Raw genomic sequence first — 24,583 nt, 5'->3', positions numbered from 1 at the left:
AGTTGTTAACGAGCTATACACTAGTTGAATCTGTACACAGTTCCCGAAATTGAGGGTAATCGACATAAAAAAAGAGAGCACCAGGGCTCTCTTCGGATCATTTATCTATGGCAAGCGATACCATGCAAAAGGTTTACCGTAACGATATGTATCGCTGATCTCGTCCAGCTGCTTAATAACATCTCCCGTGATTTGCACGGAGACGCTGTTCAAATTATCCTCCAACTGGGTCGTGCTTGTCGCCCCGACGATGACAGTGGCTACAGTCTGGCGGCTCATGAGCCATGCCAGAGATAGTACACTTGCAGTACAACCGCACGATTCTGCGATGCTGCTCACTTCTTGCCCGAGCTTGATTCTGCCTTCGTCCAGGAATCGGGAGAAACTCGGATCCGTCACGACGCGTGAGCCTTGCGGTGCATTGACGTTCAAGCTGTACTTGCCGCTCAAGATGCCTCCCGCAAGCGGAAAATAGGGAATGATGCCAACCCCTTGATCGATACACAATGGTGCAAGCTCCTGCTCCGGCGTCCGATCCGCGAGCGAGTAGCTGACCTGCGTGGCCACGTACCGCGGGAAACCCTTCGCCTCACTAATCGCGAGTGATTTCATCAGCTCCCAAGCAAAATAGTTGGAAGCCCCAATGTAACGTATTTTGCCGCTACTAACCATATCATCGAGAAATCGAAGCGTTTCTTCCAGCGGCGTGCTTGGATCGAATGTGTGGATTTGATATAGGTCTACATAATCGGTTTGCAGCCTCTTCAGACTGTCTTCCAACTCCTGCTGAAGGTGATACCTCGAAGAACCGCTCTCGTTCGGCCCGCTTCCGCGAGGAAGACCGCCTTTCGTTGCGAGCACCACCTTGCTGCGCTTGCCTTGAAGCGCCTCACCGATAATGCGCTCCGACTCCGTACCTGCGTAAATATTGGCTGTATCAATAAAGTTAATTCCGTGATCGATTGCGAAGTCGATGATTCGGATGGACGTGTCACGGTCGGCCCTCTTGCCGAACGCGTTCGTGCCGAGACCAAGCTCGGATACGCGAAGTCCGCTGTTTCCTAGACGTCGATAGTTCATAGTTGGATTTTCCTCCTGCAAGCTGTAGTTATATGCATATTACCTTATTCCGGTAACGGAGCGCCACTGAAAAAAGCCATCGCATATGATGGCCAACTTCTGCTTCATTACTATCGTGATAGTAACAATTCATGGCTGTCTCCCTCTAACTTCTTAGCTTTGCAAGTGAGGCCAGTTCTGATTGACTTCGATTCCAATCCGCAAGCACTTTCCATTCCTCATTAACTTTGATCATCGTCAGTACACCGTTCACTTTTACTTCTTTCGAATCTCCCTCATCATTGGTTAAAACCAAAGTCGTATCATACTCTAGTAATTTATTTGATTTATCTTGAATTGCTTTCTTGGAATTCGGTAAAATATGAAGGTTTTCTGTGCTGATATTCGATTTCTCGGCTAGAGCAATTTGAAGCGGTAACTCCATGTTAGTTTGCACCGTCTCTTGAATTCGAGTGAAATCATCCATTATATATGGCTTCAGTTCAATCAACTTTACCATTGTACCTTCGGGTAACTTAATTTGATGGTAATCCGTCACGACATATTGGTGTTTCACATACTCGGCTGCAACATGAGACGCGTCTTTATAATCTGTTTTACATCCAACTAGTGCTCCGCATAGGGTCAACATGACGGTAATCGAGCTAAAATGTTTTAGAGTCATCGAACCACCTCCATTTACCTCTCAAAATTTACATATGATGCATATACATCGAAGAGGTGCTAAGTTGCGATTCCCCCAAACCCATTCGAAGGATTTACGCCGTCTGAGTAATAGTGAACTCCTTTTCCTCTTTCGTTAGCGTATTCAATCTCTCTTCTTGTGCTGCTGCCTATGTAACCATTCACATCTATCACGAATATTTCATCAGACAGATCTATTTTGCTAAAATGAAGTTTCCCAAGTAATTCAGCTTGTTCCGCAGTTATTTCAAATCCCTCACTCTGTTCGAAGAAAGCAAGGCTGATAACGATATTTCCTTGAAGCGTGAGAAATGCATTTGCCTGTTCAAACTGATCTTTAAACTTTGTAGAGCCGCACAGCGTTATAATTTTCATAATCATTTCCTTTCACAATTTCCTCGATAATGACGGATATCGCCATCGTGATGCCCTTGCATGCGATGTTCTACATTCCATTCCGTTTCACCATGCCGCACGAGATAGATATTCGTTACTACTGTCACAGATTTCCCCCCAGTTCTTCTTATCTTCGATGAAGAAGTGAACGATCCTGCCCACTTTAAGCAAAACCACCCAAAAATTAGAAAAGAGCAGCCGATCTCAAAGACCAGCTGCCAGTAAACTCAAAAAACAAACCGTAAAACCATAATCGAAATAATCCCAACCACGACAGTCCCTAATAAGCTGCGCGCGATGATCGCCGTCAGAAATGTTGGCAATGATGCAATCAACTCGAGGTTATTCCTTAGTGGCGAGATCGCACCGTCTTTCATGAACAGCTCCTGACCTACCAAAGCTGCCATGACCGCAATGGGCACATAATTCAACCAGCGCATGCCCCAATCAGGAAGCTGCAAGCGGCTTAGTACGATAAGAGGAAGCACCCGAGGGATGAATGTAACTATGCACGATCCGATTATGATGAGTAGAATATCCCATCTTACTTCCATTTTTCCACCACCATTCCGACTGTCGCGGCAAAGACTGTAGCTACAATGACACCTATACTTGCCGATGATACCAACGTAACTCCCACCACAATGGCAACCGCGCTAATCGCGACAATCATATCAATGACGATCTTCGATCTGCTCACCATCAATAGAACGAGAAGTCCGATGAACATCGCTGGCAATGCAAAATCGAGACCAAACTTCTCCGGATTCGTAATCCATTTTCCGAAGAATGCGCCAGCGATGTTGGCTGCAATCCAGTTCAGGTAAGCGGTCGTGTTGAGACCATGCATCCATTTCTCGCTAATAAATGGCCTCGTTGCTGTCTGATTAATCGCGACTCCGAAGGTTTCGTCGGTGAGCAAAGCGCCAACTAGCATGTTCTTAAGCGGTGTCAGATGGCGGAAATACGGGGACAGTGCCGCTCAGCAGGAGGTGGCGCAAGTTAACGAACAAGATCGTGAAAATAATAGCTGCTGCTGAACCCTGTGCTGCAACCATTCCAGCAATAATAAACTGAGCTGATCCCGCATAGATCAGTACACTCATGAGGATGATTTCGGTGATGCTTAGTCCGGAGGTCTTCTCTACCACGCCAGCAGCAAAACCAATACTCAAGTAGCCCAGCAAGGTAGGAATGCAATCTCGTATCCCTTGTATGAAATCCCCCGTGCTTACAGCCCTTTCTCTCTTTATATGAGCATTCTCTTGCATCGCGTAATCCCTCTCCATCGTTCGCTTGTTCTCTGAATTCAGGTTTTGTTTATTATAATACACGTTTGTATGATATACCACACGAAATTTGGCACAAAAAAACTGACGTCTGAATGACGTCAGTTCAAAATACTATGGACCATCTTCAAGAATTCTTCTTTTGAAATGCCGCTGTTAGCATCATCCCAAGTTGAGACCAAGATATCCGTATGGCTATCGTACCAGATTGCCTTATTTGAAAATTCCAGGTTAGGTCCAATATAGATAACCTCTTGCTTGTTCACGACTATTTTTTGAGATTCCGTATTCTTCGGAATGTTCATGTCCACCTTCTGACCATTCATCCTCGTGGCCAAAATGGTAATTAACTTCAGTTGTGTATCATCGATATAGCTGATCATCGCGGAATTTGCTTCATTCCAAGTGATCGGTTCCGTAAAAAGAACAGATCCATCGGCGCTCATTTTCGACTTCGCAGATAAGTGCTGTACCAGCTTCTGGTACTCTGTTTGATCAACAGCTATGCTCTTCGGGACTAATGACCCATTTAAGAATATATACCCGTTCGGAAGATATGCAGGTTTTATCTTTGGCACTGGTTTTAGATATTCGTTCATAACCTGAAAGAAGGCATCGCTCAGACTAGCATCGCTCGATTGAATACCATAATCATAACCATACTCGAATCCTAGCAATATTTGACCGCAAACCTTCTCAGAGCCTTTCACATAAAATGCAGCTCCTTGGTTCGCCCCCGCCCTTATCGACTTCCTTGCTTCCTTACGATACTTATCCAGCAGGTTCCCGCACTTGCTTATGGATGGCAACTGATTATTCGAGGTTTGGACGATGACACGCCCCTTCTGATCACTTAATTGCAAGTATTCATTCGCTGCAATGGACTAAGAATTTTGTTATCATACACCTGCTCCGCACTCGACTCGTAAACCTCACGATGAAATAACCAGCTGAACTTCATCTGCAGTTTTCTGCGACGCAGAAGATTCAAGCAGTGACGGTAGGCAATTGCAAAGAGCCATGCGCTGAAGCTCACATTTTGCTGATACTGCCCTATGGATTCGTAGGCTTTTATAAGAATGTCCTGGACTGCGTCCTCCGTCTCTTGCGCTTGGTTAATCATTCTTAAGCAATACCGATAGAGAGGCGGAGTAAAGTGCTCCACAATTGCTTCATAACTCGCTGTTTGCCCGGCTTGGACCTGTTTGATCCGCTCTTCAAGATCCGTGGTGACCGCCTCCTTTCTCTGTCTTATACTCTTATAACACATGAGGAAACCGATTCGGGACAATTCGCTGTAAAATAACGCCAAAATACAGAAAAAAGACAGCCAGTCACGTGACCGCTGCCTTTGGTGATACGATATATCACTCGAAATACAATTTGAATGTTACTTCATCAGACAATACAGCACGATTGCTAGTTGAACATACAGTAAATTCTTCTTAAACGAATACCCGACAAAATAGTCAGAAGAAATGGCGTCTCCACTTACTTCTTCCCCCCTGAAGAAAGGAGGACACGGATTGAGAATCGCATTGCTCTTCGTCATCTTCATTCTTTCTAACGTGATTTGATACTTACTGATGTACTCGTCAGATTGCAAGTCCATCGGCAAAGAGTCGGTTAATATCACATCACTGTGGACGAGTATATCCTCAAGTTCTGTATGAAACTTGTAATTAGCGGAACTAGCGCCGAGTTGATAGCCTTGTGCGCAGACATGATTAAATTGAAGATTCATAACAGACGCAACATTTGCCCACGATCGACAGATATTCCCTGGTGGACCGACGAACGTATACGCAAGCTCTCTGAAGTTCTCCCTTTGCCTGCTAATTGTATAGAGGTCAGACAAAATTTCACACGGATGATTCTCAGATGTCATCGCATTTATTACTGGCATTACGGATTGAGCTGCTAATTCTTGAATTATTGAATAAGATGAATGCCTTACAATAATCCCATCCACCCAGTTGTTCAGGTAATTCATCAAATCACGCAGCGCTTCTCTTTTATCCAACGTTTCAGGAGGAAACAATATGCATTCTCCGCCTAATTCCTTAATGCCCTTCTCGAACGTAACTCTTGTTCGAATGCTTGTCTCGGGAAAGAACAAGACGAAGGTCTTACCTGCCAAAAGAGTCGAGCTTCCCTCATTATTCAATCTCAGACTGTCAGCCAATACGAATATGTCGTTTATCTGTTTAGCGGATATTTGATCGACATCTAATAGATTCATCAGCATACTCCTATTCTAAAAGCTGAACTTGATTGTCATTTTGCACCTCTACTATTCTACTAACTGACTAACTATCAAAAAACGACTCGATACAAAACCGCTGCCTGTTTCAACTTGATGAGTCCGATCTCGACCGATGTTTCGATATACCCAATAATCTGATCAAAGGTGAACACGTTAAGCTTCTCGGAGAAAACTTCCGCAGCATTATACTCCATATCCGCCAACACTTGAGGAACCAACCCTTCGACATCACTTGCTTTTACCTCTTCCAGGTCCAGGATATCAGGTCGACAGAACAAAGAGCTTCTCAGATCATCCCGTTTTCCGTAATACTCCAACAGTTGTCCATTCAGTACCCGGAAGTCATTATGGGATATGTTGTAAAGCTCTTTGTCGGCCTCCATTCGATTGCGCATCCACGACAAATTGAACCCTTTTAACCAAATGTCATCAGCGACTAAATGGGTGAAATATCCCATTATGTAATGACTCGCAGCATACGCATTATATTTGTACAAGAAGCCTTGATAATCGACGCTCCGCGAGAAATCGTATACGTCACCTTTGAAGAAGTGGGACTCGTTCTTCGTGTACACGGCGTCTGGAGCAATACCTCCCAGGAGAAAAAGTGTCCGATCCTCTATCGAGAGCGCTTCAGCAATTCGACTCGCAATAATCGCGTGCATGATTCTTGAACCCACCGAGCATCACCTCGCTCTATTTTATAAAGGCCTATACTCCCCACTGAACTCATACTTGTATTGATTATCAATCCGAATATAGCCCAGAATACACGTTCCTCGATCTCTGTAGAACACGCAGGAGTAATTCTCGTTATCCCTGTTACCCTCTGCCACCAAAATCTCATTCTCGCTGACTTCCAGCACGATTCCAATATGGTCATGGGAGTGCTCGGACAGCAGTTTCTAATAGATGACGATGTCACCGCGCTCAGGTACGAATCCATTCTGTTGGTCATAGTGGAAGAAGCCCGTCTCCGCTAGCTGCGACCACTCTAGCCAAGCACCTACACCGGCCAGTCTATGACAGCCATTCGGATACCGGATCGGCAGAAGAAACCCAGCCTGCCTGCAGCAATGATACACAAACGCGGCACACCAGCTATTTTTCAGCACCTTATGGATATTGGCATCAGGCCAGTAGCGGCATATCTCTCGATAGCGTTCATCCCCAGGAGCTCCGATAATTTCTTGCCTCGCCAGACTCTCAGCGATATCTGCAAGTCTCAGGCGTTTATCCTCCAGAAGCGGAACTATTGGTTCCTGTTCATCAATAGCAAACTCCGACAAACTCGCATCGCAGGTATTCAGCTCGCTCAGAACATGGCTTAAACGACCAGCATCCATTCGAGCATGTCCGGGACCTAGAGGTCGAAGATACTTTTGCAGAAGAATGGCGTCCTTCACAATCTCCTCATACGGACCGTGTGTTCGACTCAAATCTTCTTGATAAAATATCGCGCGAAGAATCGTCGTTTGCTCCTCTTCAGAGAACAAACCCGCATCCCGAATGAGAACCCGAGCTGCCTCGGCACTATTCGGTCCTGGGAATTCATTGATGAAAGTTCGACATCGATAGCAATCGTGCAGCAGCCCCGCGATGGCGGCAAGCTCTCGATCATGACCTCTCTTCACAGCGAGCATAGATGCAAATGAAGATACTCCAAATAAGTAAACTGCAGCCTTTTGCCGCCCCGCCATGCTGTCGATGGACAATAGCATTTCGTCAACGAGTATGGTTATACTATCAAGTCGTTTATTCGGCTTCGTATCACGAACCCAAGAGATACCCTGTGTAGTCACTTGTAATTACCTCCTATGGAAGTCAAGGTCAACTTCTCAATAGATATTCGCTTCCGATCAGAGCTATCCTTCATTTTCCAACAGCAAATCGGATATCATAACTGTTTTTGACAAAAGAATGAGCTCGTTTAGACCAAGAATAACTCCCGGACCCTTACTATAATAGAGTTATTATCCAAACCATAAAGGAGTGGCAAACATTGATGAGAGCTGTTATTGACAATAAAAGGATACCTCCTCTTGCAGGCATCTGCACGTACGAAGAGGCATGCAAGCCCGGATTCACCGTCGATCAGAGCGTCGACCTGCTGAAACGGTTTAACTATATTTCCAAAGGACTCAACCAAATGCTGGCCGCGCATCTCGCCCGCGTGCCCGAGTGGGAGGTCAAATGCGCCTTCGGTTATCATCTATGGCTCGATGCCGAACATAGTGCCTCCATCCGCAAACGGGTGTCCGAGATGCGCGAACCGCCCCTCGGTCTCGACCAAGTGCCAGATGAGAAGCTCCGCATCTGGCTCGATGAAGCGATACGCGGCGACGATACGATCGAGCTGCTAGTCGGATTTTATCGCGTCATTCGCGCGGAGATCGTCAACGCGCTTAACCGTTATCTCGATGAGATGAATCGGATTGCCGAGCACCCTACTTACCGCCTGCTGCGCGGCATGCTGCAGGATCAAGAGGAAATGCTGGCATGGGGCGAGCAAGCGCTGGCCGCACTGGTCGATTCGCCTGAGAAGGAGCAGCATGCGGAGCAGTGGGCACAGCATCTGCAAGCCTATCTTCATGAAACCGGGGGCATCTTCGGAGATGACACGCCAGAGCCGAGCACGCCCACGCCGCGATCCGACGGGCAGAAGTACGAGATGGACGCTGCGCCGAGAAGAGATGAACGTTTTATTGACCCCTACAATACATCCGCGAGAATCGATACGTATTTCTGGGACGAGAACGCCTCCCCTGAAGAACGCGCGTATTCGCTCATCTATAAGCGGTTTCGGGAGATGGACGTGCCGGAATGGATGGGGCCTATTTTATACAAAATCGAAGGTAAGCCGTGGGAGTTCTACACCGATCTGAGCCGACAGCTGTGGGATGAAACGCGGCATGCGATGCTCGGGGAAATCGGCCTCTATTACGGAGGCGTTCCGTTCTATAAATATCCGATTCCGATGGGAGCTTCCATGATTCTGAATACGGATCTGAGCCCTACCGAGGCGCATCTGATTCTGTGGCGGATCGAGCAGAGCCTGATGCCGAAACAGACTGGCAAGCAGAAGGAATGGGAAATCGCCAAGGATACGGGCAATCCGATCGCCATGCTGATCCAGGATTATGATTGGGCGGATGAAGTACTGCATGCTCAGATCGGACGCAAGTGGCTCGTTCCGGATTACGGCAGCTTGACGGCGACGACGGAAGTCGCGGATCAAGCCATGAGAGTATGGTCGGAAGCGGCACATAAGACGGAGACTTGGTCGGAGCAGACCGAATGGTGGCCGCTGCTGATGGAGGAACTCCGGGAGAAAAATGGACGCACATAACAAAGCAAAAATAGACCAATGGATATTTCACTAAAATATCCGTTGGTCATTTTTCCTTCCCATCCGAAAGAGGGATGAACATGCGGATTGTCAAACTTAATAAGGAGCAGCTCGGTCTACGTTTCGACTGCTAGCCTACCGTGATGTCATTACTTACCCGGGAGTGAAATCGCATGATTAAGCTGCTGCTCGTTGAAGACGAGTCCGTAACTAGAAAAGGTCTGATGAAGCACATCAAATGGCATGAGCTCGGGGTCGATGTTGTTGAAGAAGCCAAGGACGGTGTTGATGGACTCGATGCAGCCCGTCGCATTCTTCCCGATATTGTCATATCAGATATCAGAATGCCGGGAATGAACGGTATCGAATTCACTTCCTGCATCAGAGAACAGTTTCCAGCCTGTCAAATCATTTATTTGAGCGGCCACTCCGACAAAGAATACCTGAAAGCCGCTATTCGCCTTAATGCCGTCAGCTATGTCGAAAAACCGATTAATATCGAGGAGCTGCAAGAGGTGATTGCGAAGGCCGTACAGCTTTGTTTAGAGAATCATAAATTCAATCATATCAACTTGGCGCTTTCGGAGAGCATTCCGTTCATTCGTCAGAATATCGTGAACGGGCTGATTCACAACCCGATCGATTGCGCCGAACTACACCGGAATTTACACCTTGCCGGCATCGCGTTTGACCAATGCGACTCCTACACGGTTTCGATCATCGTCCCTGCCTATGACGATGCCGTGACAAACGAAGACAAACAAAGCTGTTCCAACAGGATCATCGAGTTTCTTGATCAAGCTTCAAACGGCTTTACGCATTTGGCAGTCACGAAAGAATCCTTCCATATTCTAATCCTATCCGCACATAAACCGGCCTATAAACAAGATTTTGCTGCGATGTACCATCTTCTATCAGCGCATGTTAAAGAACATCAATTGAGATGCTCGGAAATATCCTGGGTCGTCGGCAGCACTTCGTCCGAATTGTCGGGAATACGCTCTTCTTATGAAATGGCAAATGGCTTTCTTAAACATCTCTTTTATTACGACTTCGGGAATATGTTCTACGCCAATAACAAGCCGGCTGCCGTTTACGCGCTCAATGAAGAAATCTTGACTTCCTATGCCAGGCTTCTGCAGGAGCTTCACAAAGACAGCATCATTCAATTCACGGAACATCTATATCATATGATAAAAACAAAGACCGGAACGCCGGTCGACGAAGTCAAAAACCTCTTCTATCGCATGATGCGCATGCTCATCCAGCAAGGCGAGAAGCACGGTCTCCAGCTAAGCTCGTCTAACCATCGTCAAGAGGAGTATGATTGGGCGATGATGTCGAAGATCGGCACGCTTAAGCAGCTCAAAGATTACTACTTGAAAAAGGTTTCCTATATCATTGACGGCATCGACAATATCCATTCCAACAGCAGAGCGGTTCTCGACGCAAAAAAGTATATACGAAGCCATTATCGCGACAAAGAGATTTCCGTGAATATGCTGGCCGATCACGTTCACCTGACACCTACCTACCTGTCATCTCTATTTAAGAAAGAAACGGGCAAAACGATTAGCGAATATATTACGGAGGTCAGAATAGAGCGATCCGCAGACTTATTGATGGAGCCGCAGGCCAAGCTTTACGAGGTCGCGGATCTGTCAGGCTATAACGATGCCAATTACTTCGCGAAGACGTTCAAGAAAATTACAGGCATGACACCTACTGAATTTAGGAGAAAACATAAATCGTGAGACAAACGCTGCGGACGATAACCGGGTTATTTTCGAACATGCATATTCGAGGAAAGCTCCTGATCTCCTATTTCATCCTCATCTTTCTGCCGCTTGCGCTCATGACTTCCATTACGTACACAAACGTATCGCGGGATTACGAGAAACAAATCCTTCACTCCGCCGATCAGTCATTCGACCAGGCCTACACATTCTTGACCTACAAGGTGAACACGCTGATCAAGGCGTCCGACGTCATCTATTTCAACGCCGATGTTCAAACGATGCTGACAAGGGACAAGCAAGTGTTCGCAGATGATTACGTGCAACAGAACATAGACAGACAAGAATTGGAATACTTCTTAAACAGCTTTCAGAACACGGAAGATGTCTATCGGGCAAGCTTGTATGTTCCCGGTTGGCTTATGTATGCCGGCCAAAACTTCAACTTTATGAATATGGACGCCTTTTCCAAAACGGAGAACTATCGAGCGCTGCTGGCTTCCAAGGATAAGGTCAGTTGGCTTACCGAGCATACCATCACGAACAACAATAGCAATCTCGATCCAGTACCGGTGATTTCGCTGCTTAGGAAAATCCGAAACAGCGAACAGACCTCGGAAATTATCGGGATCATCGAGCTGAACATTTTACAAGACGTTATCGACGGAATCATCCAGAAAGCAAATATAACGAATGACGGCGTCGTCTATATCCAAAATTCGAATGGCGCTATCGCAAGCTGCTCCAACCTGCAAAATTTCCATCGCATCAACCCGAATCTAGCGCTCATCAAGGACCAAGACGACGGACTGTCATGGAATAATGCGAAAATCGGCAGCAGCGATTATGTCATCAAAAAAAGAACGATCGAGAATACGGATTGGACGATGGTTACGGCGATTCCATTGACGGAGATTTTTACGCAAAGCACCCGAATCCGAGATCTCATGCTCGTATTGATGCTGGTTTGCGGCCTTCTATCTTATGGATTGGCCTATCTCATTACAGGCGCAACGGTCAAACGCATTTTACTGCTCAAGAAAAAAATGCGCTTGGTTCAGGAAGGCGTTCTCAACGTGGAGGTTCATTCAACCAGTCGCGACGAGATCGGCGAGTTGACCGACAGCTTTAACCATATGATCAAACGAATCGGAATTCTCGTCGATGAACAGTATCAGAACGGTAAGGAAATAAAAAATCTGGAGCTCAAGGCGCTTCAGGCACAGATCAACCCACACTTTCTGTATAACACGCTTGAATTGATCAACTGGAAAGCAATTGACAATGAGGTGCCCGAAATCGCTGTGATCTCGCAGTCGCTCGCCAAGTTCTACAAGCTGAGCCTGAACAAGGGCAAGGATATCGTGAGCATCATCGATGAAATCAATCATATTCGCGCCTATGTACAAATTCAGAATCTGCGCTTCGACAATAAGATCAAGCTGGAAGTTCGTATCGCCCCCGTGCTGCATAACTGCAATATCCTGAAGTTAATCCTCCAGCCCCTTGTTGAAAATTCGATTATCCACGGCATACTCGAAGCCAGGGACAGAGACGAAGGCATCATTACCATCACAGGATTTCAGGAAAAGAACGATATTATCTTGGCTGTCGAAGACGATGGCGTAGGCATGCTCCCCGAACAAGCCGAAGGGCTGCTCGCTAATGGGAACGCCAATGATGAAGTCCAAGGATATGGCGTCAGAAACATCAATCACCGGATCAAGCTCTGCTATGGTCAGGAATACGGCCTTACCTACCGTTCATCGCCGGGAAAAGGAACCATGGTCGAAATTCGAATACCAAATCGTTGAAAAAAAGAAGGTTCAGGCAGGATGATGCAATCCTACCTGAACCTTCTGTTTGTTTGAATTAACCCGACTTGTTGGCTGCGATGAACGCGTCTAGCTGCTTCTGCATTTCGGCCATGATCTTCTCCGAGCCTGCCGCTTTAATTTTGGAAACGAGCGTTTTCAGACCCTCTTCCGGATTCTTCACGTATCCGTAGTTGAGCGGGAATGAATATTGCTGCACCACATTGGTTACAGCTGCCATTTCGTTCTTTACAGGCTCGAAATCAGGCGTGAAGAGCGCATACGGGTTCTCTTTGGCCCGATCCGCCAGTGCTTTCCGCACGTCGCCAATGTTCGGCGGAGAATCGACAACCTCATATCGGAGCTCTGGCGCTTTAAAGCCCCAGGAGCAATAGCCATCCGGCGCGAAGCCATCCAAATCAAGCGCTCTCAACTTATTGTCTGCCGTAATTTCATAATGCTTGCCCTCGATACCGTAAGTAAGGAGATTGTTATAGCTTCTATCCGTGCGCAATAGTTCAAGGAACATCAATGCGCGTTCCGGATTTTTGGACGAAGCCGGTACTGCCATTCCATCCTGCATCGCTTGCGTCTTATACGTGTACTTGCTGTTCAGATAGAATTGGACATCCCAATCCGGATGTTCCATGTATGCGCCGCTCCAGGAATCTTGATTGTGCAGGATGGACGCGGACTTCTCTTCCTTGAACATTTTATCGTCTTTGTTGGAGAGGATCGATTTCGACCAGTAGCCCTTGTCCCCCCATTCTTTCATTTTCTTGAAGTAATCCAGGATGCCATCCGACTCATACAAGTTGAAGATTTTGGCAGATGGATCATCCATATTCACATAGAAAGGAGTAAACTGGCTCGACAGAATGTTGTAGTAACCTTTAGAGGAAGCATAATAGGTCTCGAGACCGCCGGATGAACTGATCTGGCCGCTTGGATCGAGCTGCGGATCGTTCTTCACGACCGCATCCATATATTTGCCGTAATCATCGATGTTGTTAATCGCTGTCAGTCCGTATTTCTTCATCAAGTCGCCTCTGACGATATATCCCATATCGCCATACTGATAGAACTCTGCAGGCATTGCGTAGAGGTGACCGTCCACTTCCGTCTGCGTGTAGAAATCCGGGGTGATCTGCGCAAGGCTCTTCGGCGCATATTTCTTGGCCAGGTCTTCAATCGCCATAAACGCGCCTTTACGAGCATTGGAATAGAAGTTCGTCCATGTCGAAGCGTAAATCAGATCAATCGGTTCTCCGGAAGCAAGAAGCAGTGGATATTGCGTGCCATAATCGGCCCATCCTACCCAGTTCACCGTTAAGGTAGCGTTCAGATCTTTCTCCAGCTTCTTGTTCACTTCGGCAAGCACCATATCGTAATCCTTGGCAGGTGAGCCGATCAGGTACATGTTCAGGTTAACATGCTTGGAAAGATCAATATCCGATTTCGCCGCAGTATTATCGGCAGCAGCATTATCTGTCGTACCCTTCGTATTGCCGCCGTTACTTGAATCCGCCTTTGAATTTCCGGAGTTATTGCCGCCGCAGCCTGTAAGCGCAATCGCCATACTGAGCACCACCGGCAAAAACAGCGTAAGCATGTTTGATCTTCTCATTCGCATCCCCCTTGAAATTGTCGTTTATTCGATAAACCGGATGATCCGATATTATCCTTTGATCGCTCCAACCGTCAGACCCTTGACGAAATATTTCTGTACAGACGGATAGACCAGAATGATCGGTCCCGTCGCAATAACCGCCATGGCCAGCTTCAACGACAAGGTAGGCACAGAAATTGCGACTACGCTAGCCATCTTGGATATTCTGGAGATGGCTTCGGCTGATTGCAGCGTTGAAAACAACAGATATTGCAGCGGGTACTTGTCCGGATCCGTAATATAGAGCATTGCATTGTACCAGTCATTCCAGTAATCCAAGGCATAGAACAGGCCTATGGTTGCAAGCCCTGGCTTCGTAAGCGGCAGTATCAGCTTCATGAAGATAGCGAAGTCTCCTGCTCCATCGATTTTGGCTGATTCGCTGATCGAATCAGGGATCGAACTAATGAAGGTTCGCATCACGATGAGATAGAACACGTTGATAAGAAGCGGTAGAATCAACGAAAGCATATCGTTCTTCAATTGCAGGTATTTGACGAAGAAGATATAGGTCGATAGAATACCTCCGTTGAACAACGTCGTAAAGTAGAAGAAGAATGCAAGCTTATTCCGATACTTGAAATCCTTGCGATTCATCACGTAGGCCGTCATTGAAGTAACGAATAACCCGATGGCCGTGCCGATTACCGTAATAAAGATGGATACTCCGTAGGCTCTTATGATCGATTCCGGGAACTTGAACAATATGCGATAAGCTTCAAATGAGAATTTGCTTGGTATGATGCCGTAACCATGCAGCGCTATTGCCTTCTCGTCAGTGAACGATCCGGATATGAGGATCTCAAACGGCAGCAGGCAAAGAATAGCCGCGACGGTAACGACGGTATAGCTGATCACGTTGAATAATAGATTCACGCCTTCCGTCTTCGGGAGCCTTCCTTTTCGTTCGATAGCAAGCTTGTTCTCCATATATCTCCTCTCCTGATGAAAACGTAATCGAGCCAGCTCTTAGAACAACGCGTTGTCCGGTCTGGTCTTTCGAATGGCGCCATTCACCACCATAATGATGACGAAGCAGAGTACGGATTGATAGAAGGTCGCCGCAGCCGGCATTGCGATATCGCCGCTCGTAAGAAGCGATCGGAAAACAAACGTATCGATGACATCGGTAGTGTCGAACAGCTGACCGTTGTTGCCGATAATCTGGTAGAACATCTGGAAGTCGCCTCGTAAAATCCGGCCTATGTTCAACAGGAACATAATGAATATCGTCGGGCTAATGGACGGAATCGTAATATAAAATACTTTCTGAAAAATATTCGCTCCATCAATCTCGGCGGCTTCAAAACATTCGGCGTCAATGCTGAGGATCGATGCGATATATATGACCGAGGTATAGCCGACCCACTTCCAGGAGTTAAAGAAACAGATGATGAATATCCATACTGTTGGTGTGCTGTACAGGTTCACGGGATCCATGTGCAAGGATTTCAGCATCGAGTTCAGTGTTCCAGTCTCATAGTTGAAGATGTTGTACACGAAGACGCCAACAATCGTCCATGAGATGAAGAAGGGAAGGAAAATGACGGATTGCGATACTTTCTTGAAATATTTGCCTCTCATCTCGTTAATGAAAATCGCGATCATGATGGCGAACAGCTGCGAGGTAGCCAGATTCAACAAGTTATACAGGATCGTATTGCGCGTTACCCGCAGCCCGGTCCCCGAATTAAAGAAGTATTTGAAGTTTTCGAATCCGTTCCAATGGCTGCCGAATACGCCGAGGTCGAATCTGTAATCCTTGAAAGCCAGGATTATTCCCGCCATCGGGATGTAGGAGATCAAGAGGATCAATAAAACTGCGGGTAAAGCCATTAAGAACAAGGTTCTATTCTTCCGAATTTCATAGAGAAAGCCGCGCTTGACCAACCGCTATCACTTCCTTCGTCTGCAAATCATTTCGTTAGAAGCAAACTCTGTCCATATACAGCTTGATAAAAGCATCCGCATTCACATGCTTGGCGGCCTTGATCACGGACTGGTCGGCGTTTCCGCGCCAGTAGAGGGCGCTTCGGTTATAGGTCTGCCCGCGGGTGAACTCGCCCTGCGTCTCCACAACGATTTCATCCTGTTGGAATTCCAGCATGCGATCGTCAAATACGGCGCAAACCGCCAGCGGATCATGCATCATGGGAAAATGTTTCGCCACCTTATACCATCGCTCGATCAATTCCGGAAAATAGGTACCCGATTGTTTATGGTTGGTTTTCAACCGGTTTACGTCTTCCTCGGTCAGCACGCATTGAACCGTAACGTCCAGCCCGACGGCCTTGATGGGGATGCCGGATTCAAACACGATTCTGGCGGCTTCCGGGTCGCATCGAATATTCCATTCGCTTAAATGGCTGTAGAAGCAGCCTCCCATCATGACGATTTCCTTCACTTTGCGTTTGAGCGCCGGCTCTTTGAGGATGGCGATCGCGATATTGGTCAAGGGGCCGATCGGCACCAAGGTAATATCCCCGTCCGATTTCATGACCGTGTCTATAATGAAATCGATGCCGTTTGTGCCGAAGCCATCCGCATTTCCATCCTTCTCTTCGGCGTATTGGCAAGGGATCTCATTCATGTCGACCTTATTAAGGATCGGACTGCCGATTCCGGCGTATACAGGGATATCTGTCCGTCCGGCCATGCTAAGCATGTTAACCGCTAATTTTGCCCGGGCTGATACATTTTTGAACACCGTCGTAATGCCAATCACATCGAGTTCCGGCGACTCCAGCGCAAAGGCGATCGCCAGCGCGTCATCGATATCGTCGCCAATATCCGTATCAATGATTACCTTCTTTCGCTCCATCTTAACCCTCCATATAAGTGGTCTTTAGTATCGCTTGGGTTTTAATCATGCCGCAATATTGAAAGGGCTTACAATTACTATTCTAGGGTTTATCCTGATCGCTTGATATATACAAAAATACGATTTCAAGTAAAAATATACGATCTTTTAAAGGTTCGGTCGTGAAGCTAAAAAAGGCCGCCAACTATTGGCAGCCGACTTATAGTATTTGATTTTTTATTGCGAATATTCGTCGTTTCTATACTCCAAAATATCGCTCGGCTGACAATCCAACGTTTTACATATCGCTTCCAACGTTGAGAAACGAACCGCTTTTGCCTTCCCATTCTTCAGAATGGAAAGATTCGCCATCGTAATAATGCTTTTATCGTTCGTTCCTTAAATCGAGGGGACAAGCTCGAGTCTGCGGGTCCCCGCCTGCAAGAATACGATGCGACTCGTTGTCGATTTTAGCTATGGAGCCGACAACGTCCGGCTTCTCGCTTAGCTTCTGAATGTCGTAAACGATCAGACTAGGATCGATCAACTTCTCGATTTCGGGCTTCGCTTCTGCCTCGCTCGAATCCGGCATCGAAAAGACGATTTTGTTATTAATCACGTCAATGCTCGTCGAATATAGATTAAGACTGCTTAACAGGCCTTGATTGAATAATTTATCCTGCGCTGCCTCCATCTCCTCGATCGAATGTGTAACGCGTACCGTCATCTATAGCTGTCCGCAAGCAGCCTCACGCCCCTTTCTGTCGGTTTGACGAGATTGATATACAGGAGCCCCTCTTTCAAATAAATGTCGCCGTTCGGAATCTGATTATCTTGAAGAAATCTGCGGACTTCGCCAGGTTCGCTCAGTGGATTCATGGTCCCGGAACCTTTCACTTCATTGACGGCTGCCCCAACCTTCTCAATCGGAAAATATAGCTCCGCGCTGCTGTTGGATGGAATGGCAACTTTGACGCCCCCTCCATTTTCTGTGCGTGACCAATGGATGGAATATTGCCTTTGAATCGTGTGAACCGAAGCCTTCGCATAGTCCAATTTATTGGAACAGAACTGCCTTAGCTCCGCTTTGTCAAAAGCGACAGCATCACGGTGCGGTGCGAGACCTGCAACAACTCTGTAGAACCAAGCGCTTACGCTGCCAAACATAGGAAGGTTGTGAGACTCCAGTTCATCCCAGCGCTCCCACAACGTAGTCGCTCCTTGTTCAATCATGAACCTATAGCTTGGATAATCTCTCTTGCTCAGAATAGTCAAGGCCGTATCCGTCTCCCCCCGATTGCTCAGGAGGTCAAACAAAAAGGCGGTACCGAATATCCCCGTATCCAAATGTCCAGCCAGGTCAACCTGATAATGCTGAAGCAGTCTTGCCCAAACACGTGCTTCTAACTCGACTGGAACACAGCCAAGCACGAATGGGAACACCTCTGCCCCCTGCCGGCCAATGGAATAGCATGCTTTATTGCGATCCAGAAACTCCTCATTGAAGGCGCTGATGGTCCCCTTCAGCATCTGCCGATAATGATCTCTATCTTCGGTTCTCCCCAGAACGTCAGCAATCTGGATCATCAGGCCGATCACAGCGGGTGAAAGCTGGGATACCAGGCGACCTGTCGGCTTACGCACAGGCTGGGCTTGCACCCACATCGAACTATAAAATCCAGGGAAATCCCATCCCACTTGCTCCAAACCAGCATCGTAGGTTTCACCGAGAAACATATTATTAGACGTTATCAGCCCCTGGCTGCAACTCCAACTATCGTCACTCACGATCCATTCTTGCGAACCGTCCTCGTTCTCGATTTTTAACTGAAAGAGAAAACGAGGTGAATCGTAGCGCATATGGCCTTCGATCGTCCGTTCAGTCTGGTTGTAAAATCCGTTCCCCAGCATGACTCCTATCGCATTCTCTCCGGATCGAAGGCAATCTATCATTTCGTAAGCGATGTAGTGAACCCGCTTCGAGGTTTCGTCAAAATCGGTCCAGTTGGGGGCGAGCACGTGATCTCCGACCTTGCGGCCATTACATGGCAGCTCGTCGTATCCAAGCCCGGTAATATAGGCAGTCGCTTGATGAACTGGCTTGTTCAGACTGAACTCTCTTCGGAAGAGTGGGGAAGATATCGCTTCATCTGCCAAGCTATATCCCAGCTCTCTATGATATGACGTATGACGCTTCCCATTTAATGATAGGTAGCAGAGGTCCTCCAGCTCAAGAGGGAAATCTTTTGATTTATATGGTGATTTTGTGTATTCAAAAAAACACGCAATGTGATCGCGTGCCTCTTCCGATAAAGATGATTCTGAACTTATAAACTTGGATAAGTAATTTTATATTTCTCGGAAACCTCGAAGAGCTTCTTGATTAATTCAGCAGAAGGAGGACCCTCTGGTTTTTCCATTCCTTTATGGTATGGAACACTCATTTCTTTTACGAAACGATCAAAGCCAGCCGGATAATTGGTGACTACGATTTGGGAGGTTTCAGAGATGGTTTTGGGTGCATGCGGAATCCCGCGCGGTGCAAAGACATAATCCCCTGCTTTGGCATGGATGATTTCGTCTCCGATTTGAATTTCGAGTTCGCCCTCTACTACCAGAAACGTTTCGTCTTCTGCCTCATGGATATGAAGCGGTGGTCCTGCGTCTTTTTTACCTGTAAAATGAATGATGCAAAATTCTCCGTTCGTGTCCTCGCCGCTTACTAGAATCGAAGCTAACCCATTAAGAAAGAAGTAGGTATTGTCATCATTTATGCTGCGGTGCATTGCACCTGCTATACTCTTATTGCCAACCGTCATATCAACAACTCCCTACTCATGAAAATAATAGATAATAAGATATAATATCATATTTCGCCTGCTGCAAAGCAAAAAGAGATGACACAAGTGCCATCTCTAATTGCTCTTGGATTTCTCATGAATCGAATTAATACAACCGCTGCAATGCGTCCACGGAAAATGGAAGTAGTTCATCGAAACGATTGCCTCGAACCTTCTCAGCCCAAGCAGGATCCACCAACAAGGCGCGTCCAATTGCAACGAGATCGAATTCGTTCGCCTCTAAACGGACAAGCAGCTCGTTGATATCTGACGTTCCCGCGCTCTTCCCTCTGAAAGAGCCCATGAATTCATCATCGAGACCGACGGATCCTACTGTAATCGTAGGTTTGCCTGTTAATTTCTTCACCCATCCCGCGAAATTCAAGGTAGATCCTTCGAACTCAGGTTCCCAGAACCTGCGAGTCGAGCAGTGGAATACATCTACACCCGCTTCCACGAGAGGAGCGAGTAATTGTCCGAGCAGTTCGGGGGTAGCAGCGAGTTTGGCCGTATATTCGGACGACTTCCACTGCGACAGTCGAATGATGATCGGGAAGTCAGGACCAACTGCGCGGCGGCATGCTTCGATGATTTCGACGGCAAATCGAGTACGTTCCTGCAAATCGCCACCGTATTTATCCGTGCGTTGATTCGTTTTCTCCCATAGGAATTGGTCGATCAGGTAACCATGAGCGCCGTGGAGTTCGATACCGTCGAAGCCAATCCGTTTCGCATCGGCAGCCGCTTGTGCGAAAGCTTGCACGACTTGATCAATTTCCGCCTGCGTCATCGGTTCATTGACTTGTTCACCCATGAGAGTAAGTCCTGAAGGTCCAATCGATGGCGCTTCCGGGTGAGGGAGCGAACCGTTCTTGCGAGTCATCCCAACATGCCACAGCTGCGGAACGATACGTCCTCCTGCTTCGTGTACTGCGTCAACAACGCGTTTCCAACCGGCAAGCGCTTCTTTTCCATGAAAGTTAGGTATATTGGGATTATCAGTAGCTGCTGGATGATTGATCAATGTCCCTTCCGTAATGATCAAGCCAACGCCATTCTCCGCGCGTCTACGGTAATAATCCGCTACATCCTGGCCAGGAACACCTGCCGGTGAGAATGCTCGCGTCATCGGAGCCATTACGATCCGGTTAGCCAAGCTTAGATTTCCTAATGAAAAAGGTCTGAACAACGCTTCCACGGAATGCGAGTTCGTCGCTTGATTAGTAGATTGATTGGTCATGATTGTTCCTCCACTCCATCTATTTTTTATGTAGATTTCTTATACAGCTTGCTGTTCCGACAATTGAGCGCGTCTTAATTCGATTGTTATCGAACAATAGAAATATAGCACGAGATGTGTTAATATGCAATCAATACGTTTCAACGAGGAGGAAGGATCCTGAAGGTACTCTATCACCCGGACAAAGCTGATATTCATCTCTCGTCCGTCCTCTACGCGCTCTGTGATCCCGTTCGGTTATCCATTGTTGCAGATATCAGCAGATTAGGGGAATGTAATTGTGGCGGCATCGATGCCAACGTCGTGAAATCGACATTGTCCCATCATGTTCGAACGATGCGCGAAGCAGGGGTTCTACAGGTTCGCGTGCAAGGTACCCAGCGTTTCTTGTCCATTCGATCGACTGATCTAGAAGAAAGATTCCCCGGCTTGCTCTGTTCTATACTAGATGCCTACACACGCTCAAACGAATAGGAAATTCAGGAGTTTGAGCAAAAGAAAAACCGCCAGGCAAAATGCCTTGGCGGATTGTTTATCGTTGATCTAATGCATATTCGTCGTCAGCACCTTCAAACGGTCCGACTTCCATAGTTTCGTCATGAATATCAGTTAAACACAATCGATAATGATTTCTATAGTTTAACCATTTTCAGAAATTTATATACATTCGATAATCAAGCTGGAAATACGGATGTGATGAAAATTAAGGACATCCATTAAATCTTGGCAGATCAGTTTTAACTCATTCGTGTCTTTCGCTTTTCTCACCATTTTTATATCAGCTTCGAGCTTAATACTACCTTCACGTGTATATTTCATTAGTTTGAACGGTCTAAGAGTCTTGCCCTGGGCCATGTACTCCCAACTATTAAAGAAGACATCCAAATCAAATGCACCAGATACAAGTTCCTGAAGATCACCATCAACGAACACTGTTAATCTGATCGTGTCCCCTTTCTTAATTTCAGGATATTGCTTAGGAAGAATCTTATTTAAGTTCTGGGATATTACCAATTTATTCTCCGCCCCGAATAATGAAATGTCTCCTCCTGTTATACTTCAAGACTTGTATTGTCTCTCGTTACCAATGCAAATCTACGATCTGTCAACCATAGTGGCTCTGAGAAAGAAATGACCTCATTCTCCCCACGAGGAGTGAATTCTATGGTAACCTCTACTTTTAAGTCGTGGAATTCTAAATCAGTCCCTTTAATCTGCATGAATCCAAAGTTGTTAATCTCCCAACTAAATCGGCTAACGATTTGCTGAAATGGATGATCAAAGTACAACCAACCATCTCCCGTTGGATGGAATGCAACCTCAATATCCTCCATCGCACCTGGCGCGTAAAGCTGGTCCGCCGACCATCGGCCAATTATGTTATCCACTAAAAGACCCGCCTTAATGACAGAGGGCTGATCCGTAACTTCTTCCTCTATAAAATCGTCCATTAGATCTGGATAAGCATCTGCCAACCATGCATCGGTATCTCTAGGTACTAATAATATTCCGCCTCTCGATCGGAAAGCAGCTTCACATCTCTTACATACTCGAACCCCTTCTCTTGGTTGAGTTTCATATCCAGAGAGGTATGAACCACAAAGAACTTGGTCCGTTTCAATGTCCATGTAATGAAGCTTCATGCGTTTTTCGCCTGCAAAAACTCCTGCTGTTATTAATCTATACTCTCTTGGCATTTACTCGCCTCTCAAAATCGATTTGTAAACAAAGTGAATCCACTCTTTATCACATATCATTTTACAATTAATATCACCGTGATAAACAAGCAAATTGTTCCAATAACTTGCCTGAAAGCTGAACTGGCCGCCAGAAGTAGGCAGCCTGTTATAGTTGCTTTATTGTACCTCTTGAATCTCTTTTTACTTGCCCACGCTAATGTCATGACGTGCACCTTTGCTTGCTAACCATTCGACTCACAACTCTTGAATTCTAAATCGTTCATCTAAAGGAATAATTTCGACTCTGTGCTCACTCAGATAAGCAGCCTGTACTTTGTTGTTATCATGCCCGTTAATAAAAACGGAGGTGTTTATCTGTTATGTTCGGCTGCCGCGTATCCTAGAGATGTTACGGTACTGTCAGTTTCACTGGTACTAGTAATGCTAACAGAAGCTGGTGACTTGCCCGCTTTGGCTGATACGGAAAAATAACTCATCTCAACAGGTGAGATGGGCCTTTTCTCTGACACGCCGTCTTGGTGTTCATCCGAGCAGTCTCGCCGGTATTCCCCCTCATCCAACTTCATGTCGATAAAATTGACTACTTGCTGCAGCGAGGCGATTTGTCTGACAATATTTTCCTGGTGACTCCTTAATTCCTCCACCAGCTCGGGGTATTCTGCGGGATCAGAGTCGGCGGAGACCACCAAGAACGGTATGATGATACTGTCAATTCCGTTCATTGTGCTATCGTACTCGTTTCACATGTTAAATATCTCTTCGAGATTATTCCATTCATCTCCAATCCAAATCATCTCATCTATAAACCGACTCATCGCTTTATCCTGTCGAAATTGCTCGTCAACCCACTTAAATTCTTTGTACCATGTCAACTTAATTGAGCGAACCAATTGCTCTAAACTAATTCGAGAAAAATTTCTATAACCTTCAATATAAGCTTTAGCTGTATCGATATTTAACTTATCATTGGAAAGTGCTCCTGAGAGAATGGCACGAGAGATATCAAAATCCTGATAAACAAAGTGAAGTCTATCGAAATCCAGTACATCTGCTAACTTATTTTCGTAGAACAACATATTATCTATATGCATATCCCAATGAGCCCAACCCTTGTTGCATCTATTGAATATTTCCATATCCAACTGCTCAAGAATTATCATTTGTTTCTCAATAGCTTCTAAGTACCTTTTATTCGCCACTTTTTTTGATTTAGCTAAGTTTATTGCCAACTTTTCAAACATTTTTTCCTTTGAAGGTAATTCCCATTGTAAAGTATTTAATTGTGGCATATGTTTCTTCATCCATAAATGCATTCGACCAGCAGCTTCACCAAGACTATACATCTGATTGCTGTTTAATTTCCCTGCCTCAGCAAGTCTCCCTGTGCTAACACCGGATATCATATATTCTTCTCCATAGGACGTTGAATGGATATATTCCCCTTTATAACTGTGCACGGGCTGACAAGCGATCCCATCGAGATGCATTAAATTTTGGTACTTTAGTGCTTCTCTTACCCCATCTAATCCACGCCTATATCTTATTTTGTTATATTGTTTTACAAAGAGTTCATCGTTTTCAGTTTCAAATATCCATTTTAGGTTTCCATAACCAAGATAGTTTGGCCTAACGTTACGAATCCTCCAAGAGAACTTATCCTCAATATCCTTGATTATCTCATTCTGTATTAGTTCATCGTTTCGTGCATTCAAAAATGTAC

General features: G+C 46.1%; 24 protein-coding genes and 3 pseudogenes. 3 read left to right on the top strand and 24 right to left on the bottom strand.

What is annotated here, in order from left to right; translation table 11 throughout:
- Nucleotides 1–105: 105 nt before the first annotated feature.
- From A8990_RS22405 to A8990_RS22355, 11 genes and pseudogenes are all read right to left on the bottom strand, one after another.
- A complete protein-coding gene (locus tag A8990_RS22405; RefSeq protein ID WP_116191280.1) occupies nucleotides 106–1,080 on the bottom strand; it encodes an aldo/keto reductase in 975 nt (324 codons plus the stop codon).
- 145 nt (nucleotides 1,081–1,225) lie between these two features.
- Nucleotides 1,226–1,744 (bottom strand): hypothetical protein, encoded by a 519-nt coding sequence (locus tag A8990_RS22400; RefSeq protein ID WP_116191279.1) that lies wholly within the window; start codon nucleotides 1,742–1,744, stop codon nucleotides 1,226–1,228.
- A 59-nt stretch (nucleotides 1,745–1,803) separates the two neighbouring features.
- Nucleotides 1,804–2,139: a hypothetical protein gene (locus A8990_RS22395; RefSeq protein ID WP_116191302.1), complete on the bottom strand. Its 336-nt coding sequence runs from the start codon at nucleotides 2,137–2,139 to the stop codon at nucleotides 1,804–1,806.
- Between the two features lie 2 nt (nucleotides 2,140–2,141).
- The gene (locus A8990_RS32265; RefSeq protein WP_245996154.1) at nucleotides 2,142–2,240 is read right to left on the bottom strand and encodes a histidine phosphatase family protein; all 99 of its coding nucleotides are present in this window, start codon (nucleotides 2,238–2,240) and stop codon (nucleotides 2,142–2,144) included.
- Between the two features lie 147 nt (nucleotides 2,241–2,387).
- The gene (locus A8990_RS22385; protein ID WP_116191278.1) at nucleotides 2,388–2,714 is read right to left on the bottom strand and encodes an AzlD domain-containing protein; all 327 of its coding nucleotides are present in this window, start codon (nucleotides 2,712–2,714) and stop codon (nucleotides 2,388–2,390) included.
- A pseudogene (locus A8990_RS22380) lies at nucleotides 2,705–3,431 on the bottom strand (AzlC family ABC transporter permease). The gene A8990_RS22385 and the pseudogene A8990_RS22380 overlap by 10 nt, the downstream one beginning before the upstream one ends.
- 119 nt (nucleotides 3,432–3,550) lie before the next feature.
- The gene (locus A8990_RS22375) at nucleotides 3,551–4,312 is read right to left on the bottom strand and encodes a DUF4367 domain-containing protein (RefSeq protein ID WP_116191277.1); all 762 of its coding nucleotides are present in this window, start codon (nucleotides 4,310–4,312) and stop codon (nucleotides 3,551–3,553) included.
- Entirely contained in the window at nucleotides 4,303–4,719 is a 417-nt protein-coding gene (locus A8990_RS32820) for an RNA polymerase sigma factor (protein WP_425463924.1), read from the bottom strand. The genes A8990_RS22375 and A8990_RS32820 overlap by 10 nt, the downstream gene beginning before the upstream one ends.
- A 120-nt stretch (nucleotides 4,720–4,839) precedes the next feature.
- Nucleotides 4,840–5,691, bottom strand: coding sequence for an ornithine carbamoyltransferase (locus A8990_RS22365; RefSeq protein WP_116191275.1), 852 nt, complete (start codon nucleotides 5,689–5,691; stop codon nucleotides 4,840–4,842).
- Nucleotides 5,692–5,765: 74 nt separating this feature from the next.
- Nucleotides 5,766–6,395 carry a zinc dependent phospholipase C family protein gene (locus A8990_RS22360; RefSeq protein ID WP_116191274.1) on the bottom strand — a complete coding sequence of 210 codons (630 nt, stop codon included), beginning with the start codon at nucleotides 6,393–6,395 and terminating at the stop codon, nucleotides 5,766–5,768.
- Between the two features lie 225 nt (nucleotides 6,396–6,620).
- Entirely contained in the window at nucleotides 6,621–7,517 is an 897-nt protein-coding gene (locus A8990_RS22355; RefSeq protein ID WP_245996152.1) for an HD domain-containing protein, read from the bottom strand.
- A gap of 203 nt (nucleotides 7,518–7,720) precedes the next feature.
- Here A8990_RS22355 and A8990_RS22350 point away from each other — a divergent pair, with 203 nt between their 5' ends.
- The 3 genes from A8990_RS22350 (at nucleotide 7,721) to A8990_RS22340 (ending at nucleotide 12,614) form a co-directional block, all read left to right on the top strand.
- The gene (locus A8990_RS22350) at nucleotides 7,721–9,064 is read left to right on the top strand and encodes a hypothetical protein (protein ID WP_116191273.1); all 1,344 of its coding nucleotides are present in this window, start codon (nucleotides 7,721–7,723) and stop codon (nucleotides 9,062–9,064) included.
- 173 nt (nucleotides 9,065–9,237) lie between these two features.
- Nucleotides 9,238–10,818 carry a response regulator gene (locus A8990_RS22345; protein ID WP_116191272.1) on the top strand — a complete coding sequence of 527 codons (1,581 nt, stop codon included), beginning with the start codon at nucleotides 9,238–9,240 and terminating at the stop codon, nucleotides 10,816–10,818.
- On the top strand, nucleotides 10,815–12,614 hold the full coding sequence (locus A8990_RS22340) for a cache domain-containing sensor histidine kinase (protein WP_116191271.1): 1,800 nt from the start codon (nucleotides 10,815–10,817) through the stop codon (nucleotides 12,612–12,614). The genes A8990_RS22345 and A8990_RS22340 overlap by 4 nt, the downstream gene beginning before the upstream one ends.
- Nucleotides 12,615–12,672: 58 nt before the next feature.
- Here the strand turns inward: A8990_RS22340 and A8990_RS22335 are convergent, their stop codons facing one another.
- The 13 genes and pseudogenes from A8990_RS22335 to A8990_RS22270 all read right to left on the bottom strand — a co-directional run bounded on the left by A8990_RS22335 (nucleotide 12,673) and on the right by A8990_RS22270 (nucleotide 24,575).
- A complete protein-coding gene (locus A8990_RS22335; RefSeq protein WP_181909722.1) occupies nucleotides 12,673–14,241 on the bottom strand; it encodes an ABC transporter substrate-binding protein in 1,569 nt (522 codons plus the stop codon).
- A 51-nt stretch (nucleotides 14,242–14,292) separates the two neighbouring features.
- Nucleotides 14,293–15,213 carry a carbohydrate ABC transporter permease gene (locus A8990_RS22330; RefSeq protein WP_116191269.1) on the bottom strand — a complete coding sequence of 307 codons (921 nt, stop codon included), beginning with the start codon at nucleotides 15,211–15,213 and terminating at the stop codon, nucleotides 14,293–14,295.
- A gap of 39 nt (nucleotides 15,214–15,252) precedes the next feature.
- Nucleotides 15,253–16,173: an ABC transporter permease gene (locus A8990_RS22325; RefSeq protein WP_245996151.1), complete on the bottom strand. Its 921-nt coding sequence runs from the start codon at nucleotides 16,171–16,173 to the stop codon at nucleotides 15,253–15,255.
- A gap of 34 nt (nucleotides 16,174–16,207) precedes the next feature.
- Nucleotides 16,208–17,104, bottom strand: coding sequence for a nucleoside hydrolase (locus A8990_RS22320; protein WP_116191268.1), 897 nt, complete (start codon nucleotides 17,102–17,104; stop codon nucleotides 16,208–16,210).
- 216 nt (nucleotides 17,105–17,320) lie between these two features.
- Nucleotides 17,321–17,461: pseudogene (locus tag A8990_RS22315) on the bottom strand (helix-turn-helix domain-containing protein); the annotation flags it as partial.
- Nucleotides 17,462–17,468: 7 nt separating this feature from the next.
- On the bottom strand, nucleotides 17,469–17,810 hold the full coding sequence (locus A8990_RS22310) for a hypothetical protein (RefSeq protein WP_116191266.1): 342 nt from the start codon (nucleotides 17,808–17,810) through the stop codon (nucleotides 17,469–17,471).
- On the bottom strand, nucleotides 17,807–19,240 hold the full coding sequence (locus A8990_RS22305; protein ID WP_181909721.1) for an alpha-L-rhamnosidase N-terminal domain-containing protein: 1,434 nt from the start codon (nucleotides 19,238–19,240) through the stop codon (nucleotides 17,807–17,809). The genes A8990_RS22310 and A8990_RS22305 overlap by 4 nt, the downstream gene beginning before the upstream one ends.
- A gap of 170 nt (nucleotides 19,241–19,410) precedes the next feature.
- The gene (locus A8990_RS22300) at nucleotides 19,411–19,902 is read right to left on the bottom strand and encodes a quercetin 2,3-dioxygenase (RefSeq protein WP_116191264.1); all 492 of its coding nucleotides are present in this window, start codon (nucleotides 19,900–19,902) and stop codon (nucleotides 19,411–19,413) included.
- A 127-nt stretch (nucleotides 19,903–20,029) separates the two neighbouring features.
- Nucleotides 20,030–21,163, bottom strand: a complete 1,134-nt coding sequence (locus A8990_RS22295; RefSeq protein ID WP_116191263.1) for an NADH:flavin oxidoreductase — start codon at nucleotides 21,161–21,163, stop codon at nucleotides 20,030–20,032.
- Nucleotides 21,164–21,820: 657 nt separating this feature from the next.
- On the bottom strand, nucleotides 21,821–22,177 hold the full coding sequence (locus tag A8990_RS22285; protein WP_116191261.1) for a hypothetical protein: 357 nt from the start codon (nucleotides 22,175–22,177) through the stop codon (nucleotides 21,821–21,823).
- Between the two features lie 38 nt (nucleotides 22,178–22,215).
- Complete coding sequence (locus tag A8990_RS22280) at nucleotides 22,216–22,860, bottom strand: hypothetical protein (RefSeq protein WP_116191260.1); 645 nt, start codon at nucleotides 22,858–22,860, stop codon at nucleotides 22,216–22,218.
- 428 nt (nucleotides 22,861–23,288) lie between these two features.
- Nucleotides 23,289–23,558: pseudogene (locus tag A8990_RS22275) on the bottom strand (MerR family transcriptional regulator); the annotation flags it as partial.
- Between the two features lie 45 nt (nucleotides 23,559–23,603).
- On the bottom strand, nucleotides 23,604–24,575 hold the full coding sequence (locus A8990_RS22270) for a phosphotransferase enzyme family protein (protein ID WP_181909720.1): 972 nt from the start codon (nucleotides 24,573–24,575) through the stop codon (nucleotides 23,604–23,606).
- Nucleotides 24,576–24,583 lie beyond the last annotated feature (8 nt).

The sequence above is a fragment of the Paenibacillus taihuensis genome (genome assembly GCF_003386535.1).
GTDB classification, from domain to species: Bacteria; Bacillota; Bacilli; order Paenibacillales; family Paenibacillaceae; genus Paenibacillus_Z; species Paenibacillus_Z taihuensis.
Note: the sequence above shows the minus strand (reverse complement) of the source record. Positions and strands in the feature narration are given on the sequence as shown.

Coding starts and splice junctions, on each gene's coding strand:
- A8990_RS22405 (WP_116191280.1), bottom strand. CDS start 1,080: ATGAACTATCGACGTCTAGGAAACAGCGGACTTCGCGTATCCGAGCTT.
- A8990_RS22400 (WP_116191279.1), bottom strand. CDS start 1,744: ATGACTCTAAAACATTTTAGCTCGATTACCGTCATGTTGACCCTATGC.
- A8990_RS22395 (WP_116191302.1), bottom strand. CDS start 2,139: ATGAAAATTATAACGCTGTGCGGCTCTACAAAGTTTAAAGATCAGTTT.
- A8990_RS22385 (WP_116191278.1), bottom strand. CDS start 2,714: ATGGAAGTAAGATGGGATATTCTACTCATCATAATCGGATCGTGCATA.
- A8990_RS32820 (WP_425463924.1), bottom strand. CDS start 4,719: ATGTGTTATAAGAGTATAAGACAGAGAAAGGAGGCGGTCACCACGGAT.
- A8990_RS22365 (WP_116191275.1), bottom strand. CDS start 5,691: ATGAATCTATTAGATGTCGATCAAATATCCGCTAAACAGATAAACGAC.
- A8990_RS22350 (WP_116191273.1), top strand. CDS start 7,721: ATGAGAGCTGTTATTGACAATAAAAGGATACCTCCTCTTGCAGGCATC.
- A8990_RS22345 (WP_116191272.1), top strand. CDS start 9,238: ATGATTAAGCTGCTGCTCGTTGAAGACGAGTCCGTAACTAGAAAAGGT.
- A8990_RS22335 (WP_181909722.1), bottom strand. CDS start 14,241: ATGAGAAGATCAAACATGCTTACGCTGTTTTTGCCGGTGGTGCTCAGT.
- A8990_RS22330 (WP_116191269.1), bottom strand. CDS start 15,213: ATGGAGAACAAGCTTGCTATCGAACGAAAAGGAAGGCTCCCGAAGACG.
- A8990_RS22320 (WP_116191268.1), bottom strand. CDS start 17,104: ATGGAGCGAAAGAAGGTAATCATTGATACGGATATTGGCGACGATATC.
- A8990_RS22310 (WP_116191266.1), bottom strand. CDS start 17,810: ATGACGGTACGCGTTACACATTCGATCGAGGAGATGGAGGCAGCGCAG.
- A8990_RS22300 (WP_116191264.1), bottom strand. CDS start 19,902: ATGACGGTTGGCAATAAGAGTATAGCAGGTGCAATGCACCGCAGCATA.
- A8990_RS22295 (WP_116191263.1), bottom strand. CDS start 21,163: ATGACCAATCAATCTACTAATCAAGCGACGAACTCGCATTCCGTGGAA.
- A8990_RS22280 (WP_116191260.1), bottom strand. CDS start 22,860: ATGCCAAGAGAGTATAGATTAATAACAGCAGGAGTTTTTGCAGGCGAA.